The organism is Streptomyces sp. NPDC058051, assembly GCF_042885475.1.
Taxonomy (GTDB): domain Bacteria; phylum Actinomycetota; class Actinomycetes; order Streptomycetales; family Streptomycetaceae; genus Streptomyces.
In genome coordinates this window covers 57,514-73,446 of the sequence record NZ_JBHVRW010000012.1, presented here as the reverse complement: position 1 = coordinate 73,446, position 15,933 = coordinate 57,514, and the positions used below count along the sequence as shown (strand labels likewise).

Genomic DNA, 15,933 nt, shown 5'->3' with positions numbered 1-15,933 from the left:
CGACGGGCGTGCCATCCCGACGGGCGTGCCATCCCGACGGGCGTGCCGTGAGGAACGGCCTCAGGCGGAGAGGAACGGCCTCAGGCGGACTCCCGGAGGACCAGCCTCATGGGGGTGATCACGGACGGCGCCGCGGGGCTGTGCTCGTCGTGCCCCGCACCGGCGTGGATCTGCTTCATCAGGAGCCGCGTCATCTCCCGTCCCATCGCCTCGATGTCCTGGTGCACCGTGGTGAGCTGCGGCTGCGTGGACTCTCCGACGGGCAGGTCGTCGAAGCCGACGACAGCCACCTCCTCCGGAACGCGGCGTCCTCCGGCCCGCAGCGTCCGGAGAGCGCCCGCGGCCATGAGGTCGGAAGCCGCGAACACCGCGTCGAGGCCGGGACACCGGTCCAGCAGCGTCGCCATGGCCTGTGCTCCGCCCTGGAGGGTGAAGTCGCTTTCGGCGATCAGGGACTCCGGGCCGGCCGGGAAGGCGTCGCGGTAGCCGCGCAGGCGTGCGACCGACGCCGCCTGGTCGAGCGGGCCCGTGATGGTCGCGATGCGGTGCCGCCCCCGGGACACCAGATGCCGGACGGCTTGCCGTGCCCCGTCGCGGTTGTCGGCATCGACGAAGGTGACCCGGTGTTCGGGGTGGTCCGTGCGCCCGCCGAAAACGGCCGGAAGGCCCATGCTCTCAAGGGCAGCCGGCAGCGGATCGTCCGCACGCAGCGCGAAGACCAGCGCTCCGTCCACGTGACCACCGCTCAGGAAGTTCACGACCCGCGGATAATCCGTCGGCTCCTCGACCAGCAACACGACGGGCTGCACGGCGTGCAGGGAGAGTTCCTTGCGGACGCACCGCAGTTGACGGTCGAAATACGGGTCGGTGTACAGACGCTTCTGCGGCTCCGTCACCACGAGCGCCACCGCGTCACTGCGACGGGTCACCAGGCTGCGGGCGGCCTGATGGGGAACGTAACCCAGTTCGTCCACTGCCCTGCGCACACGCTCGACGACTGCGGCACTCACCCGCGGCTCACCGTTGACGACACGCGAAACGGTCGACTTCGACACACCGGATCTGATCGCCACGTCGTCAAGTGTCGGGCGCCGCCCGTTCGACCGTTGCTGCACCATCATCCCTCGTAGCCGTGCTGCGGAACCATGCTCGGGCACTCAGTACGCCGCCCCGTGCCCGTCCCCGTGCCCGGGGAATCGTGCCGGGCGCGGGATGCGGACGGCCGCGTCACTGCGGAAGTGAGAACGGCAGGGCTCGACTGCTGTCTTCCACCGCGGACGCCTTCCCGCGACCGGAACCACCCTCGATCTACCTATGAACCACCATAGATCACCCCACCTGCGCCGGATCAGCACACCCGCACCGCATCAGCGCACCCACAAGGGATGAACGTACCCGCATCGGATCAGCGCGCCCACGCCCTCCGGGTCCGGCAGCCCTCCAGGGCCGACAGCCCTCCGGTCGTCGGCGACACCGTGTCGAGCGACGGGAACACCGACGTCCAAAAGCCGGTCCCGGCGAGAACAGGTCACGCGACTCCGGTTGGGAGCGCTCCCCGCGTGCCATGATCCCCCGCCATGGATCCTGAGCCCTTCGTTCGCCCCTACCGGCCGTCGGACCTGCCGGACGTGGCGGACATCTGCGTGAAGACCGCCCACAACGGTGAGGACTCGACCTCCCTGTATCCCGACACCGAGCTGATGCCGTCGATCTTCAGCCACCCCTATGTGCGTCTGGAGCCGGAAGTGGCCCATGTGCTGGACGACGGCAGGGGCCGCGCGGTCGGGTACATCCTGGGCACCGCCGACACCGTGCGCTTCGTCCGGCGGTTCCGCGAGGAGTGGCTGCCCGAGGTGGCCGGAACGTACCCGCTTCCGGCGCACGAGCCTCGCACCCCGACCGAGGAGATGATCGGCCTGCTCCACCGTCCGGAACGAATGGTGCAGCCCGAACTGAGCCAGTTTCCCGCCCATCTCCACATCGACCTGCTCCCGACGTGGCAGGGGCGGGGCTTCGGACGGGCCCTGATGGAGTCGTTCTTCGCCACCCTGCGCGCCAAGGACGTCGCGGGGGTGCACCTGTGCATGGTGAAGGCCAACACCAAGGCCAGGGCCTTCTACGACCGGCTGGGCTTCCAGGAGCTGGCGGTGCCCGACCCCGGACCGGTGTGGTACCTGGGGCGTACGACGGCTCAGGACGCCTGAGGCGCGTACGCGCAACCCGCGGGCCCCTCAGCCGATCGCGAACAGCACCACCAGCAGCACCACACCCACCACCGCCGGCGCGATCACCTCGTACGCCCAGCGCACCGAGACCGCGGACGCCGTCGAAGGCTCCGCCGACTCCGACGACTTCGAAGCCGCCGGAGTCTTCGACGGCTCCGAAGCCTCTGAAGCCTTCGACAACTTCGGCGGCTTCGAGGACTTCGACGGCTTCGAGGACTTCCTCGCGCCCGCCTTCGCCCGCTCCACCAGTTCCCGCAGATCCGCCACGGCCTGGTCGGCCGTCGCCATCCGGGACCGGGTGTCGCGGACGTCGGCGTGCACGGACGTCCGGCCGTACGGATCGTCCAGCGACTTCCGGGACTGCTGCCTTGCTGCCTTCTTCCGCTGCCGCAACGACACCGGCACCGCCCACAACTGGTACTTCGCGCCGTCCTCGGTGAACAGCTCGCTCGAAAACCCGGCCCGCACATCCGCGACCGCGGTCCACGGCATGGTGATCGTGCGGAACGGGTTGCGGATCTTGATGCGCTGGTCGTTGACGAACACGACGGGCCGCAGCGTGAAGGCCACGACCAGCGGCACCGCGGTCACCAGCCCGGCCAGCGCCAGCCACGGCACCCGGCCGTGGCCCCGGAACACGGCGTCCCCGCCGATCCAGCAGATGAGGAGTAGCAGCAGGACACCCCCGACGATCCCGGCGGACGACCGGAAGGTCCGGTCGGCGTAGGTCGGCTCGGCGGGCGGTGTGGGGCTCGTCATGAGCCCGATTCTGCCTGACGTACGCTCGGCGCGACGGGGCGCCCGCCGGGGTCCTGCGCGACGCCCGGACGACCGGCCCCCCTGTACAGGTCGCTACGCGCGTAGATATGCTCATCTGGTGACCATGCCCACCACAGCTCCCTCCCCCCAGCGCTCAGCTGCGTCCGAGCAGGGAGGTATCCCCTTCTCCGACGCGACCGCGTCAGACAGTGCGCTGCGCCGCTTCCTGCACGGGCTGCCCGGCGTCGACGCCGTCGGCCTCGAAGCGCGCGCCGCGTCCCTCGGAACCCGCTCGATCAAGACGACGGCCAAGGCGTACGCCATCGACCTGGCCATCTCGATGATCGACCTGACGACGCTGGAAGGCGCGGACACCCCGGGCAAGGTCCGGGCCCTCGCCGCCAAGGCCGTCCACCCCGACCCGACCGATCGCACGACGCCGCGCACCGCCGCCGTCTGCGTCTACCCCGACATGGCGGCGACCGCCGTCGCCGCGCTGGCCGGTTCCGGCGTGAAGGTGGCGTCCGTGGCGACGGCCTTCCCGGCCGGTCGTGCCGCGCTCGACGTCAAGCTCGCGGACGTCCGCGACGCCGTGGCCGCCGGGTCCGACGAGATCGACATGGTGATCGACCGGGGCGCCTTCCTCTCGGGGCGCTACCTCAAGGTGTACGAGGAGATCCGCGCCGTGAAGGCCGAGTGCGCCCGCACCGGCGGCACCGACGCCCGGCTGAAGGTGATCTTCGAGACCGGCGAGCTGTCCACGTACGACAACATCCGCCGCGCCTCGTGGCTCGGCATGCTGGCGGGCGCCGACTTCATCAAGACGTCGACCGGCAAGGTCGGCACCAACGCCACGCCCGCAAACACCCTGCTGATGCTGGAGGCCGTGCGCGACTTCCGGGCGCAGACCGGCGTACAGATCGGCGTGAAGCCGGCCGGCGGTATCCGCACCTCCAAGGACGCGATCAAGTTCCTGGTGCTGGTGAACGAGACCGCGGGCGAGGACTGGCTGGACAACCACTGGTTCCGCTTCGGCGCCTCCAGCCTGCTGAACGATCTGCTGATGCAGCGCCAGAAGCTCAGCACCGGCCGCTACTCCGGCCCCGATTACGTGACGGTGGACTGATCCCCATGGCATCTGCATTCGAGTACGCACCCGCTCCCGAGTCGCGCGCGGTCGTCGACATCGCTCCTTCGTACGGCCTGTTCATCGACGGCGAGTTCACCGAGGCGGCCGACGGCAAGGTCTTCAAGACTCTCTCGCCGAGCAGCGAGGAGGTGCTCTCCGAGGTCGCGCAGGCCGGCGCCGCGGACGTCGACCGGGCCGTGAAGGCGGCCCGCAAGGCATTCGAGAAGTGGTCGGCGCTGCCCGGCTCCGAGCGCGCCAAGTACCTCTTCCGGATCGCCCGGATCATCCAGGAGCGCAGCCGCGAGCTCGCCGTTCTCGAAACCCTCGACAACGGCAAGCCGATCAAGGAGACCCGCGACGCGGACCTCCCGCTGGTCGCGGCGCACTTCTTCTACTACGCGGGCTGGGCCGACAAGCTCGGCCACGCCGGTTACGGTCCGAACCCGCGCCCCCTCGGCGTCGCGGGCCAGGTCATCCCGTGGAACTTCCCGCTGCTGATGCTGGCCTGGAAGATCGCCCCGGCGCTCGCCACCGGCAACACGGTGGTCCTCAAGCCCGCCGAGACGACTCCGCTCTCCGCGCTGTTCTTCGCGGACATCTGCCGCCAGGCCGGCCTGCCCAAGGGTGTCGTGAACATCCTCACCGGTTACGGGGACGCGGGCGCCGCGCTCGTCGCGCACGAGGGCGTCGACAAGGTCGCGTTCACCGGCTCGACCGCGGTCGGCAAGGCCATCGCCCGCCAGGTCGCGGGCACGGACAAGAAGGTCACCCTCGAACTGGGCGGCAAGGGCGCCAACATCGTCTTCGACGACGCCCCGATCGACCAGGCCGTCGAGGGCATCGTCACCGGCATCTTCTTCAACCAGGGCCAGGTCTGCTGCGCGGGCTCGCGCCTGCTCGTCCAGGAGTCGATCCAGGACGAGTTGCTGGACGCCCTGAAGCGCCGGCTGTCCACGCTCCGGCTCGGCGACCCGCTGGACAAGAACACCGACATCGGCGCGATCAACTCGTCCGAGCAGCTCGCACGGATCACCGCGCTCGCCGAGACGGGCGAGGCCGAGGGCGCCGAACGCTGGTCCGCCCCCTGCGAACTCCCCTCCTCCGGCTACTGGTTCGCCCCGACGCTGTTCACGAACGTCACGCAGGCGCACACCATCGCCCGCGACGAGATCTTCGGCCCGGTGCTGTCGGTGCTGTCGTTCCGTACGCCCGACGAGGCGGTCGCCAAGGCGAACAACAGCCAGTACGGCCTCTCGGCCGGCATCTGGACGGAGAAGGGTTCGCGCATCCTCGCGGTGGCGAACAAGCTCCGGGCGGGCGTCGTCTGGGCCAACACGTTCAACAAGTTCGACCCGACCTCGCCCTTCGGCGGCTACAAGGAATCGGGCTTCGGCCGCGAAGGCGGTCGTCACGGCCTGGAGGCGTATCTCGATGTCCGATAACCGTCTGAGCGTCTTCAAGACCTACAAGCTGTACGTCGGGGGCAAGTTCCCCCGCTCCGAGAGCGGCCGGGTGTATGAGGTGACCGACTCCAAGGGCACGTGGCTGGCGAACGCCCCCCAGTCCTCCCGCAAGGACGCACGGGACGCGGTCGTGGCGGCCCGCAAGGCCTTCGGCGGCTGGTCGGGTGCGACGGCGTACAACCGCGGCCAGATCCTCTACCGCATCGCGGAGATGCTGGAGGGCCGCAGGGACCAGTTCGTGCGAGAGGTGGCGGACGCGGAGGGCCTGTCGAAGTCCAAGGCGGGGGCCGTCGTGGACGCGGCGATCGACCGCTGGGTCTGGTACGCGGGCTGGACCGACAAGATCGGCCAGATCGTGGGCGGGGCGAACCCGGTCGCGGGCCCGTTCTTCAACCTGTCGACACCCGAACCGACCGGCGTGGTCGCGGTGCTGGCGCCCCAGGAGTCCTCGTTCCTGGGCCTGGTCTCGGTGATCGCCCCGGTGATCGCGACCGGCAACACGGCGGTCGTCATCGCCTCGGCGAACGCCCCGCTCCCGGCCCTGTCCCTGGGCGAGGTGCTGGCCACCTCCGACCTGCCGGGCGGTGTGGTGAACATCCTGTCCGGGAGGACCGCGGAGATCGCGGCACCGCTCGCCTCCCACCAGGACGTGAACGCCCTCGACCTCACGGGGGCGGACGCCGCGCTGGCGAAGGAGCTGGAGACCGCGGCGGCGGACAACCTGAAGCGGGTTCTCCGCCCGCCCGTCTCCCGTCACCGCTCCGAGAAGGAAGCGCAGGGCGATGCCCCTGCCTCCGCCGTGGACGGGCGCGGCGCCGTCGACTGGTCGGCCGATCCGGGCACCCATCGGCTGACGGCGTTCCTGGAGACGAAGACGGTGTGGCACCCGACAGGCGCCCTGGGCGTCTCGGGGTCCTCGTACTGACTCGCACGGACCCGCGCTGACCCGCGCAGAGGCGCACCACCGGCGCGAGGGCGCGTGTCGGCTCGCACGAGCGCGATGACGGTCCGCGTCTCCGGAACCCCGGAGGCGCCGACCGTCATCGTCCGTGCCGGTGCCGACATCCGTCTCAGCCGTGCAGCACCTCTGCCACCTGTCCCACCAACGGCAGGTCCTTCAGGGCGCCTCCGCTGGTCAACGGGTCGGTGACGGCAGCCGTGGAGAGCGGCTTGAAGTCGGCGATCTGTGTCCCCACCGCGTTGTCCAGCGGGTCCGTGCCCGTACCGGCCAGCGGGTCGAGCCGCAGATGTGTCACCGGGGCGATGCCGTGCTTGAGCGACTGCCCGAGCGCCCCGGTCACCGCGCTGCCGGTCGTCGCGCCGACCGCGCCGAGGCCGCTGTCGGGTTCCGCGGCCGGTGCGAGGGGCAGCGGCGCCGCCTGGGCCGCCGCACCCCCCGCACCGAGCGCGGCGCCCACCGCGGTGACGGTCAGACCTGCCCGCAGGAGCGTGCGCCGCCGGGACCTGGAAAGTGCATGACGTGCCATGGAGTTCCCACCTGATCGAGACGATCGAGTAACCATCTGAATGCGTAGAGTAGTTGACATGTGATGCTCGATACCAACACGGCCACCGGGGGATCCCCTGCGCGGGTCAATGCCTCACACTCGTGTCCTGTGAGTTCCCAACCGATCCCGACCCGCGTCGTGCTGCTCGCGGGCCCCTCCGGCTCCGGCAAGTCCTCCCTCGCCGCCCGCACCGACCTTCCGGTCCTGCGCCTGGACGACTTCTACAAGGAGGGCGACGACCCCACACTGCCCCTCGTTCCCGGCAGTACGGACATCGACTGGGACTCCGCGCAGTCCTGGGACGCGGACGCGGCGGTCACCGCGATCACGGAGCTGTGCCGCACCGGCCGGACGAACGTCCCGGTGTACGACATCACCACGAGCTCCCGGGTGGACCGGGAGGTCCTCCACATCGAGCGCACACCGCTGTTCGTGGCCGAGGGGATCTTCGCCGCGGACATAGTCGAACGGTGCCAGGAGCTGGGTGTGCTCGCCGACGCGCTGTGCCTGCGCGGAAGTCCCGCGACGACGTTCCGTCGCCGGCTCCTGCGGGACCTGCGGGAGGGGCGGAAGTCGGTGCTGTTCCTACTGCGGCGGGGCTGGCGGCTGATGCGTGCGGAACGGGGCATCGTGGCGCGGCAGACGGCGCTGGGCGCATACCCGTGCGGCAAGGAGGAGGCGCTGGGGCGACTGGCCGCGGCCGCGGCCGGACGCCGACGGGCGCCCGCGTCGCGGGGGACGGTGTAGCGGGAACGGTGCGGCGGGCTTCCCGCCGACCGGTCACCGGTCACTGTCACCAGTCACTGGCCTCACTGGCTCACCGGCTCACCGGCTCAACGAACGAGCGGGGACACATGGCGACGGGGCCGGACTGGACCCCCCGGCCCGTCCGACCCCGCAGCGTTTCCCCGTAACCCGTGCACCGCCGCCTCCCCCGAAGCGGCGAGCCCGTTCTCCCCCGTGCACCACCGCTTCCCCCGAAGCGGCAGCCCGTTCTCCCCCGTATCCCCCGTATCCCCCTACCCTCAGGCCACCAGCTCGCCGAAGGACTCCTCCTCGTCACGGCCGAAGCTGAGGACCTCGTCCTCGCGCAGCCGGCGGAGCGACCGCCAGATGCTCGACTTCACCGTGCCGACACTGATGTCGAGGATGGCCGCGATCTCCGGATCGGTGCGGCCCTCGTAGTACCGCAGGACCAGCATCGTGCGCTGGAGTTCCGGCAGCCGCGCCAGCGCCTGCCAGAGCACGGCGCGCAGTTCCGTACCGCGCATCGCGTCCGTGTCGCCCGCCGTCTCCGGCAGCTCCTCGGTCGGGTACTCGTTGAGCTTGCGCCTGCGCCAGGCGCTGATGTGCAGGTTGGTCATGGTGCGGCGCAGATAACCGCCGACCGCGGCCTTGTCGCTGATCCGGTCCCATGCCCGGTACGTCGAGAAGAGGGCGCTCTGGAGCAGATCCTCGGCCTCGAACCGGTCTCCGGTCAGGTGGTAGGCGGTTGCGTACAGGGAGGCGCGGCGCTCCCGGACGTAGGCCGTGAACGCCGTTTCGGCGTCGTCGGCCTGCGCCGGGGACTTCCGCTCCCCCGTGACCTCCCCGTACGCGGCTCCCCCGTCGTTCCCCCCGCTGTCCCCCGTGGACGCGTCAACGACCGCCATGTACGACGTGTGCTGACGCCCGGCGCCACGGCACCCCCGCGCCGCTCCCCCGAGCTCGCGGCCCCGCTCCAGCAGAGCGGCACCCGCTGCGGCACCGGACCTCTCGGTGCTCCGGCCGACGTCATGGAGACGCGTGACAACTGCGCTTGCGGTGATGCTGTGAGTTGCGTTCATCTCGCGCCCCCCATCGGTGGAGTCCGTTCGTTCCTTGTTGACCACGAGCTTGCCGGGGCAGTTTCATCACGCTGTCCGCCGACTGTCACAGCCCTGTCACAGGGCCTGCCGTCCATGCGTCTCGGGTGCGCCGGATGTATGAGTCGGACCCAACTGTCGAACTGGGGCTCCACCATGGGTCAGAATGGCCAGCGTGCCTTTCCTGTTGCTGATCGAGGACGACGACGCCATCCGCACGGCCCTCGAACTCTCCCTGTCACGCCAGGGCCACCGTGTGGCCACCGCGGCGACGGGCGAGGACGGCCTGAAACTCCTGCGTGAGCAGCGGCCGGATCTGATCGTGCTGGATGTGATGCTGCCCGGCATCGACGGTTTCGAGGTGTGCCGGCGCATCCGGCGCACCGACCAGCTGCCGATCATTCTGCTGACCGCGCGCAGCGACGACATCGACGTCGTCGTCGGGCTTGAGTCCGGTGCCGACGACTATGTGGTGAAACCTGTGCAGGGCCGGGTGCTCGACGCCCGTATCCGTGCCGTGCTGCGCCGCGGTGAGCGCGAGTCCACCGACTCCGCGTCCTTCGGGAACGTGGTGATCGACCGCTCCGCCATGACCGTGACCAAGAACGGCGAGGATCTGCAGCTCACCCCGACCGAGCTGCGCCTCCTGCTGGAACTGAGCCGCCGGCCCGGCCAGGCCCTGTCGCGGCAGCAGTTGCTGCGGCTCGTGTGGGAGCACGACTACCTCGGTGACTCCCGGCTGGTGGACGCCTGTGTGCAGCGGCTGCGCGCCAAGGTGGAGGACGTACCGTCCTCGCCGACCCTGATCCGTACCGTTCGAGGTGTGGGCTACCGGCTGGATTCGCCTCAGTGAGCGATGCCGTCAAACGGAGTGTCCTCACCGGGCTGCGCTGGACCAGTCTGCGGCTGCGTCTCGTCGTCGTGTTCGCGCTGGTGGCGCTGACCGCCGCGGTGTCCGCCTCGGGAATCGCGTACTGGCTGAACCGCGAAGCCGTGCTGACGCGTACCCAGGACTCCGCGCTCGGCGACTTCCGCCAGGAGATGCAGAACCGTGCGGCGTCGCTGCCACCGCGTCCCACCAAGGACGATCTGCAGTACGCCGCCGTGCAGATGGCGAGCAGTTCGCCCGGCTACAGCGTGCTCCTGGTCGACGAACGCGACACCGGCAAACCGATCGTCGGCAACTCCGATCTGGACACCTTCACGCTCGACAACGTGCCGTTGTCCCTGCAGAAGGCGGTCAACAAGAGACAACCGGTCGAGGCGGGCAACAAGTACGAGTACCACCTGTTCTGGCAACGGGTCAGCATCCGCGACACTCCGTATCTGGTGGGCGGCACGAAAATCATCGGCGGTGGTCCGGCCGGCTACATGCTGAAGTCGCTCGACCAGGAACGGCAGGATCTGAACTCCCTCGCCTGGTCACTGGGGATCGCCACCGGGCTCGCCCTGATCGGCTCGGCGCTGCTCGCGCAGGCCGCCGCGACGACCGTGCTGCGGCCCGTGCAGCGGCTCGGTGACGCCGCCCGCAAGCTCGGCGAGGGCAAGCTCGACACCCGGCTCGTGGTGTCCGGCACCGATGAACTCGCCGATCTCTCCCGTACGTTCAACAGAACCGCGAGTTCACTGGAGAAGAAGGTCGCGGACATGAGCGCGCGGGAGGAGTCGAGCCGCCGGTTCGTCGCCGACATGTCCCATGAACTGCGCACGCCACTCACCGCGCTGACCGCCGTCACCGAGGTGCTGGAGGACGAGACGGACAGCCTCGACCCCATGATCGCGCCCGCGGTGCGCCTGGTGGTGAGCGAGACCCGGCGCCTCAACGACCTGGTGGAGAACCTGATGGAGGTCACCCGCTTCGACGCGGGTACGGCGCGGCTCGTCGTCGACACGGTCGATGTCGCCGACCAGGTCACGGCCTGCATCGACGCCCGCGCCTGGCTGGACGCCGTGGACCTGGACGCCGAGCGCGGCACGATGGCCCGGCTCGACCCTCGCCGGCTCGACGTGATCCTGGCGAATCTGATCGGCAACGCGCTCAAGCACGGCGGTTCGCCGGTGCGCGTCTCGGTACGGACCGAGGGTGACCAGCTCGTCATCAAGGTCCGTGACCACGGCCCCGGTATTCCCGAAGACGTCCTTCCGCATGTCTTCGACCGGTTCTACAAAGCCAGTGCCTCGCGCCCGCGCTCCGAAGGCAGCGGCCTCGGACTGTCGATCGCCGTGGAGAACGCACACATCCACGGCGGTGACATCACCGCCGCGAACTCTCCGGACGGCGACGGCGCGGTGTTCGTCCTGCGGTTGCCGCGCGACGCCGAGCCGCTCACCCGGTCCGACAGGGAGCACCAGGCGGAGTCCTCGGGCGAGGAGGGCGACGCGACGTGAGGGGCAACAGCGGCAACCGCCCGGCACGCCGTTCGGCCGCGGCACTGGCCGGTGTCGTGATCACGGCCGTGCTGGCCGCGGGCTGCGGGATCAGGACCACCTCCGTGCCGGTGGACGCCGGGGCGGCTCCGTCCCGGGTACCGTGCTCGATGTCCGCGGAGGACGTCAGCACCCAGGCCCTCCAGGGCATCCCCGTACAGATCTATCTGGTCTGCGCCTCCCAGCTGGTCACGGTCGACCGCACGGTACGGGTCGACGAGACGAAGTCGGACCGGCTCCGGATCGCGAAGGCGCTCCTGGACGAACTGGAGCAGAAGCCGCCCTCCGACGAGCGACGGGCCGGGTTCTCCACGGCCGTCCCGGCGGACCTGCGGGTCAGCGGTGCCCTCAGCGGCGACCAGGAGGGCACACTGCGGCTGAGCGAACAGCCGGAGGATCTGCCGTCCGAGGCACTGGCGCAGATCGTGTGCACGTACGCGGAGAGCGAGTCACTCTCCTCGAAGGGCACAGTGGTGCTGGCCGGTCCGGGGAACTACGCGCCGCGCGGCTATCTGTGCACCTCGGAGACGAAGACCAGCCCGAAGGCGGCACCGACGCCGGGGGCGAGCACGGGGGCCTGAGGCACCCCATGCTGACGGGGGCGCCTGAGCGGGCGGGGCCGACGGGGGCTGAGCGGGCGGGGCCGACGGGGGCTTGAGTGAACGGCGCCGACGGGGGGCCTGAGCGGGCAGGAGCAACGGCGCCGGGTTTGTCGGGCCAGGCGGAACCGATCCTGCCGCACGGCGCGTCTTGGGATGCGTGCGTCAAGGTTCGGGCAATCACGTTGCCATCCGCTTCCGCGCGGTCGGGGTCTCTCTCCTCCTCGCGCATCTACTGTGTGTCGGCTGGCTGATGCTGCGCCCGCTCGACGTCCCCTGGACGACCGCCTCGAATCTCCAGCCGCTCGCAGGCATCCGGGCGGACCTGTCTCTCGGCCCGGTCGAGGCCACCCGCAGGATCGGCGAGGGGCTGTTGCTGCTCGCCCCGCTGGGTGTGCTGCTGCCGATGGCCGGAGGCCGGCTGTTCGTCTCTCCGTGGGCATCGATGGCCCGTACGGCCGCGGCGGGCGCGCTGATATCGCTGACCATCGAACTGGCGCAGACCGGTGTGCCGGGCCAGGTCGTCGACGTCGACTCGCCGCTGCTGAACACCACCGGCGTGGTGCTCGCGCACCTGCTGGTCGTACCCATGTGCCGAGCGCGTCTGCGTCGCAGGAATCAGCAGCGGGTCGGAGTGCTTCCCCACCTCGGGGACGAGACGGCTCAGGGGCCGACCCCGACAATTCCCAGGGTCGGTATCGCACCGTAGAGCGACGCTTTGCCCCTGTTCGCCGGGCGACCATGGACGCATGGGGAGTACGACGGAGTTGCTCCCTCAGCAACGGTTCGCGAAGGAGCCCACCATGGCCGCACTTGCCCGCCCCCGTGACGGACGCATGATCGGCGGAGTGTGCGCAGCGCTGGCACGGCGCTTCGGTACCTCCGCGGGAACCATGCGCATCATCTTCCTGCTCTCCTGCCTGCTGCCGGGGCCGCAGTTCCTGCTCTACCTGGCACTGTGGGTGCTGTTCCCGAGCGAGAAGACGTCGTCGTCCACGGCCTGGTGACCGCATACGCACCGGACGGGGTAACTCCCGTACGCGCACACGTCTGTGGGGCGGACACCCGGTCCGGGTGTCCGCCCCACAGGCGTGCGTACGGGGATCAGCCGCCGAGGGGGAGACCGTTGGCCGACAGGCCGCTGGTGGTCAGGCCGCCCGCGGGCAGACCGCCGATCAGGCCCTTGACCGGGGCGGTGGCGTCGCCGACGAGCTTCTGCTGACCGGTGCCGAGGAGCTTCGTGGCCGTGTCCTGGACCGGCAGGGTCCGGGCGGTGGTCTCCAGCGCCGAACCGGCGACCGGCAGAGCGGTGGCGACCTCGGCCGGAAGCACGGCGGCGGAGGCGGTACCCGCGGCGGCAGCGGCGAAAGCGGCACCGAGAGCGGCGACGCCGAGAGTCCTGACAGCAGACTGCTTCATGTGAAATTCATCCTTGGGGAGAGGGACGTGAGCGGCTTTGAAACGTAGTCAGCCCACGGCCCGTCCCGCAAACACTCCGACACAGGGGAAACGGCCGGGAATTCGCCGTCCCGGCCGTTTCCGCGAAAGCGCGGGTCAGCTCACCGAAGGGGAGGACACGCTGGTCGCGGAGGTCTGCTCGAAGAGCCACTCGGACTTCAGCTCGGCATATCCGGGCTTGATCACGTCATTGATCATCGCGAGACGTTCATCAAAAGGAATGAATGCAGACTTCATCGCATTGACGGTGAACCACTGCATGTCATCGAGCGTGTATCCGAACGTCTCGGTCAGTTTCTCGAATTCATGGCTCATGCTCGTGCCACTCATCAGCCGGTTGTCCGTATTAACGGTGGCTCGGAAATGCAGCCTCCGCAGCAGCCCGATGGGGTGCTCGGCGTACGAGGCGGCGGCGCCGGTCTGGAGGTTGGAGGTCGGGCAGAGCTCCAGCGGAATGCGCTTGTCCCGTACGTAGGAGGCGAGACGGCCGAGCTTCACGCTGCCGTCCTCGGCGACCTCGATGTCGTCGATGATGCGGACACCGTGGCCGAGCCGGTCGGCACCGCACCACTGGAGGGCCTGCCAGATCGACGGCAGCCCGAAGGCCTCGCCCGCGTGGATGGTGAAGTGGTTGTTCTCGCGCTTGAGGTACTCGAAGGCGTCGAGGTGCCGGGTGGGCGGGAAGCCCGCCTCCGCACCCGCGATGTCGAAGCCGACGACGCCCTGGTCGCGGTACCGGTTGGCCAGCTCGGCGATCTCCAGGGACCGGGCGGCGTGCCGCATCGCCGTGAGGAGCGCGCCCACGCGGATGCGGTACCCGTCCTGGCGGGCCCGCCGCTCTCCCTCGCGGAAGCCCTCGTTGACCGCCTCGACGACCTCTTCGAGGGTCAGTCCGGCTTCCAGGTGCTGCTCGGGGGCGTAGCGCACCTCGGCGTAGACGACACCGTCCGCGGCCAGGTCCTCGGCGCACTCGGCGGCCACCCGCACCAGCGCGTCGCGGGTCTGCATGACGGCGCACGTGTGGGCGAACGTCTCCAGGTAGCGCTCCAGCGACCCGGAGTCGGCCGCCTCGCGGAACCAGATGCCGAGCTTGTCGGGCTCGGACTCGGGCAGACCGTCGTAACCGCTCGCGAGGGCGAGGTCGACGATCGTTCCCGGGCGCAGACCGCCGTCGAGATGGTCGTGGAGAAGGACCTTGGGAGCGCGCCGGATCTGATCCTGGCCGGGTACGTGGAGGGTCGGGCTCATCATTTGGGCACTCTAGCGCCTACGCGCGTAGATTGTCGCTTGCCGATGCGTAACAGTGACCGCGAATACGGGTGGAGTACACCTGTCCTTCTGACACTGTTCTGTCATGGCACAGCGCGCACTCCCCCTGCCTGCTGCGAGGCTGGGACGGGCCGTCAGAACGGCCGGAGCACCATCTGCGGTCAGCGGCGTGGTTCTGCTGCTCCCGGACGGCGAGGCCGACTCGCACCGCCGCCCTTCCTCCCTCTCCTACGCCCTCCAGCTGCCGCTCGCCCGCACGCTGGCCCGAGCGGGCCAGGAGGACGGGCTCGCCGCGCATGTCGTGCGCTACCGCTGCCGCGGCTGGAACGCGACCGACGCACAACTCGCGGCGGATGCCCGATGGGCGGTGGACGAGGTCGTACGCCGCTACGGCGACGTCCCCGTCTGCCTGGCCGGCCACGGCATGGGCGGCCGTGCCGCACTCCGGGCAGGCGGCCACGCGGCGGTCCACTCCGTTCTGGCGATGGCCCCCTGGCTGCCCGACGGCACGACGGACGAACCGGAGCCGGTGAAGCATCTGCTGGGCCGACAGGTCCTTCTCATCCATGGCACCAACGATGCCCACTGCGACCCCGAACTCTCCTTCCGCCTCGCCGAACGCGCCAAGAAGACCAACCGCGACACCTGCCGCTTCGAGGTCCACTCGGACGGCCACAGCCTGCGCCAGCACCGGGCCGAAGTCGTCGCCCTGGCAACCGACTTCGTCCGAGGCTCACTCTTCGGCCGCGCCTACGCCCGCCCCGTCGCCGACGCCCTGGCAGCCCCGCCACCCCTGGGCCTGCGCATGCCGCTGGCAGCGGGGTTCGGGAAGTCGTTACGGGGGTGAGGGGAGCGGGGCGAGCGCTGCGGGTGGGGGGAGCAGTCGGTCGCGCGGCAAAGGAGCCGGCCTTGTGCGGGACCATCCCCGCGGGCGCGGGGAGCAGACGCCCGTTCTGCCCGTCGAGCCAGGCGACGAGGGACCATCCCCGCGGGCGCGGGGAGCAGAGCATCCCGTCCCGGGCGGCCTTGCCGTCGAAGGGACCATCCCCGCGGGCGCGGGGAGCAGGTACGAGGTCCTGTAGTCGCGCGCGGTACACGGGGACCATCCCCGCGGGCGCGGGGAGCAGCCTCTGACAATTCCCTTGGGGTTTTCTCGCGCGGGACCATCCCCGCGGGCGCGGGGAGCAGACGCCCGTTCTGCCCGTCGAGCCAGGCGACGAGGGACCATCCCCGCGGGCGCGGGGAGCAGAGC

The 15,933-nt window shown here is 70.1% G+C and carries 17 protein-coding genes and 1 CRISPR repeat array; of the genes, 11 read left to right on the top strand and 6 right to left on the bottom strand.

Annotated elements, in window-relative coordinates; translation table 11 throughout:
• Positions 1-80: 80 nt before the first annotated feature.
• Positions 81-1,121, bottom strand: coding sequence for a LacI family DNA-binding transcriptional regulator (locus ACFVUT_RS20245; RefSeq protein ID WP_389651259.1), 1,041 nt, complete (start codon positions 1,119-1,121; stop codon positions 81-83).
• A gap of 456 nt (positions 1,122-1,577) precedes the next feature.
• Here ACFVUT_RS20245 and ACFVUT_RS20240 point away from each other — a divergent pair, with 456 nt between their 5' ends.
• Positions 1,578-2,204, top strand: coding sequence for a GNAT family N-acetyltransferase (locus tag ACFVUT_RS20240; RefSeq protein WP_389651256.1), 627 nt, complete (start codon positions 1,578-1,580; stop codon positions 2,202-2,204).
• A gap of 27 nt (positions 2,205-2,231) precedes the next feature.
• Here ACFVUT_RS20240 and ACFVUT_RS20235 read toward each other — a convergent pair whose 3' ends face one another.
• The gene (locus tag ACFVUT_RS20235; RefSeq protein WP_389651253.1) at positions 2,232-2,984 is read right to left on the bottom strand and encodes a PH domain-containing protein; all 753 of its coding nucleotides are present in this window, start codon (positions 2,982-2,984) and stop codon (positions 2,232-2,234) included.
• Positions 2,985-3,108: 124 nt separating this feature from the next.
• On the opposite strand from ACFVUT_RS20235, the gene deoC reads away from it, so the two are divergent.
• Genes deoC through ACFVUT_RS20220 form a run of 3 tightly spaced genes read left to right on the top strand, consistent with a single transcriptional unit; the run spans position 3,109 to position 6,501 of the window.
• Complete coding sequence (gene deoC / locus ACFVUT_RS20230) at positions 3,109-4,110, top strand: deoxyribose-phosphate aldolase (RefSeq protein WP_389651683.1); 1,002 nt, start codon at positions 3,109-3,111, stop codon at positions 4,108-4,110.
• Positions 4,111-4,115: 5 nt separating this feature from the next.
• On the top strand, positions 4,116-5,555 hold the full coding sequence (locus ACFVUT_RS20225) for an aldehyde dehydrogenase family protein (RefSeq protein WP_389651251.1): 1,440 nt from the start codon (positions 4,116-4,118) through the stop codon (positions 5,553-5,555).
• The gene (locus ACFVUT_RS20220; RefSeq protein WP_389651248.1) at positions 5,545-6,501 is read left to right on the top strand and encodes an aldehyde dehydrogenase family protein; all 957 of its coding nucleotides are present in this window, start codon (positions 5,545-5,547) and stop codon (positions 6,499-6,501) included. Before ACFVUT_RS20225 ends, ACFVUT_RS20220 begins: the two co-directional genes overlap by 11 nt.
• Before the next feature lie 145 nt (positions 6,502-6,646).
• Here ACFVUT_RS20220 and ACFVUT_RS20215 read toward each other — a convergent pair whose 3' ends face one another.
• A complete protein-coding gene (locus tag ACFVUT_RS20215; protein ID WP_389651245.1) occupies positions 6,647-7,063 on the bottom strand; it encodes a hypothetical protein in 417 nt (138 codons plus the stop codon).
• Between the two features lie 63 nt (positions 7,064-7,126).
• Between ACFVUT_RS20215 and ACFVUT_RS20210 the strand changes: the two genes are divergently transcribed.
• Entirely contained in the window at positions 7,127-7,831 is a 705-nt protein-coding gene (locus ACFVUT_RS20210; RefSeq protein ID WP_389651242.1) for a uridine kinase, read from the top strand.
• A 278-nt stretch (positions 7,832-8,109) separates the two neighbouring features.
• Here the strand turns inward: ACFVUT_RS20210 and ACFVUT_RS20205 are convergent, their stop codons facing one another.
• A complete protein-coding gene (locus ACFVUT_RS20205) occupies positions 8,110-8,910 on the bottom strand; it encodes a SigE family RNA polymerase sigma factor (RefSeq protein ID WP_389651239.1) in 801 nt (266 codons plus the stop codon).
• A 193-nt stretch (positions 8,911-9,103) separates the two neighbouring features.
• Between ACFVUT_RS20205 and afsQ1 the strand changes: the two genes are divergently transcribed.
• From afsQ1 to ACFVUT_RS20180, 5 genes are all read left to right on the top strand, one after another.
• The gene (gene afsQ1 / locus ACFVUT_RS20200) at positions 9,104-9,781 is read left to right on the top strand and encodes a two-component system response regulator AfsQ1 (RefSeq protein ID WP_176729344.1); all 678 of its coding nucleotides are present in this window, start codon (positions 9,104-9,106) and stop codon (positions 9,779-9,781) included.
• On the top strand, positions 9,778-11,316 hold the full coding sequence (locus tag ACFVUT_RS20195; RefSeq protein WP_389651236.1) for an ATP-binding protein: 1,539 nt from the start codon (positions 9,778-9,780) through the stop codon (positions 11,314-11,316). The genes afsQ1 and ACFVUT_RS20195 overlap by 4 nt, the downstream gene beginning before the upstream one ends.
• On the top strand, positions 11,313-11,936 hold the full coding sequence (locus ACFVUT_RS20190; RefSeq protein WP_389651233.1) for a GerMN domain-containing protein: 624 nt from the start codon (positions 11,313-11,315) through the stop codon (positions 11,934-11,936). Before ACFVUT_RS20195 ends, ACFVUT_RS20190 begins: the two co-directional genes overlap by 4 nt.
• 178 nt (positions 11,937-12,114) lie before the next feature.
• Positions 12,115-12,663 carry a VanZ family protein gene (locus ACFVUT_RS20185; protein ID WP_389651231.1) on the top strand — a complete coding sequence of 183 codons (549 nt, stop codon included), beginning with the start codon at positions 12,115-12,117 and terminating at the stop codon, positions 12,661-12,663.
• 94 nt (positions 12,664-12,757) lie between these two features.
• Entirely contained in the window at positions 12,758-12,961 is a 204-nt protein-coding gene (locus ACFVUT_RS20180) for a PspC domain-containing protein (protein WP_389651680.1), read from the top strand.
• 97 nt (positions 12,962-13,058) lie between these two features.
• On the opposite strand, the gene ACFVUT_RS20175 is transcribed toward ACFVUT_RS20180, so the two are convergent.
• The gene (locus ACFVUT_RS20175; RefSeq protein WP_389651228.1) at positions 13,059-13,373 is read right to left on the bottom strand and encodes a hypothetical protein; all 315 of its coding nucleotides are present in this window, start codon (positions 13,371-13,373) and stop codon (positions 13,059-13,061) included.
• Between the two features lie 135 nt (positions 13,374-13,508).
• Positions 13,509-14,663 carry an adenosine deaminase gene (locus ACFVUT_RS20170; RefSeq protein WP_389651226.1) on the bottom strand — a complete coding sequence of 385 codons (1,155 nt, stop codon included), beginning with the start codon at positions 14,661-14,663 and terminating at the stop codon, positions 13,509-13,511.
• 103 nt (positions 14,664-14,766) lie between these two features.
• Here ACFVUT_RS20170 and ACFVUT_RS20165 point away from each other — a divergent pair, with 103 nt between their 5' ends.
• On the top strand, positions 14,767-15,528 hold the full coding sequence (locus ACFVUT_RS20165; RefSeq protein WP_389651223.1) for an alpha/beta hydrolase: 762 nt from the start codon (positions 14,767-14,769) through the stop codon (positions 15,526-15,528).
• Positions 15,529-15,535: 7 nt separating this feature from the next.
• Positions 15,536-15,930: direct repeats of the CRISPR family, unit length 29 nt; unit sequence GGGACCATCCCCGCGGGCGCGGGGAGCAG.
• Between the last annotated feature and the right edge of the window lie 3 nt (positions 15,931-15,933).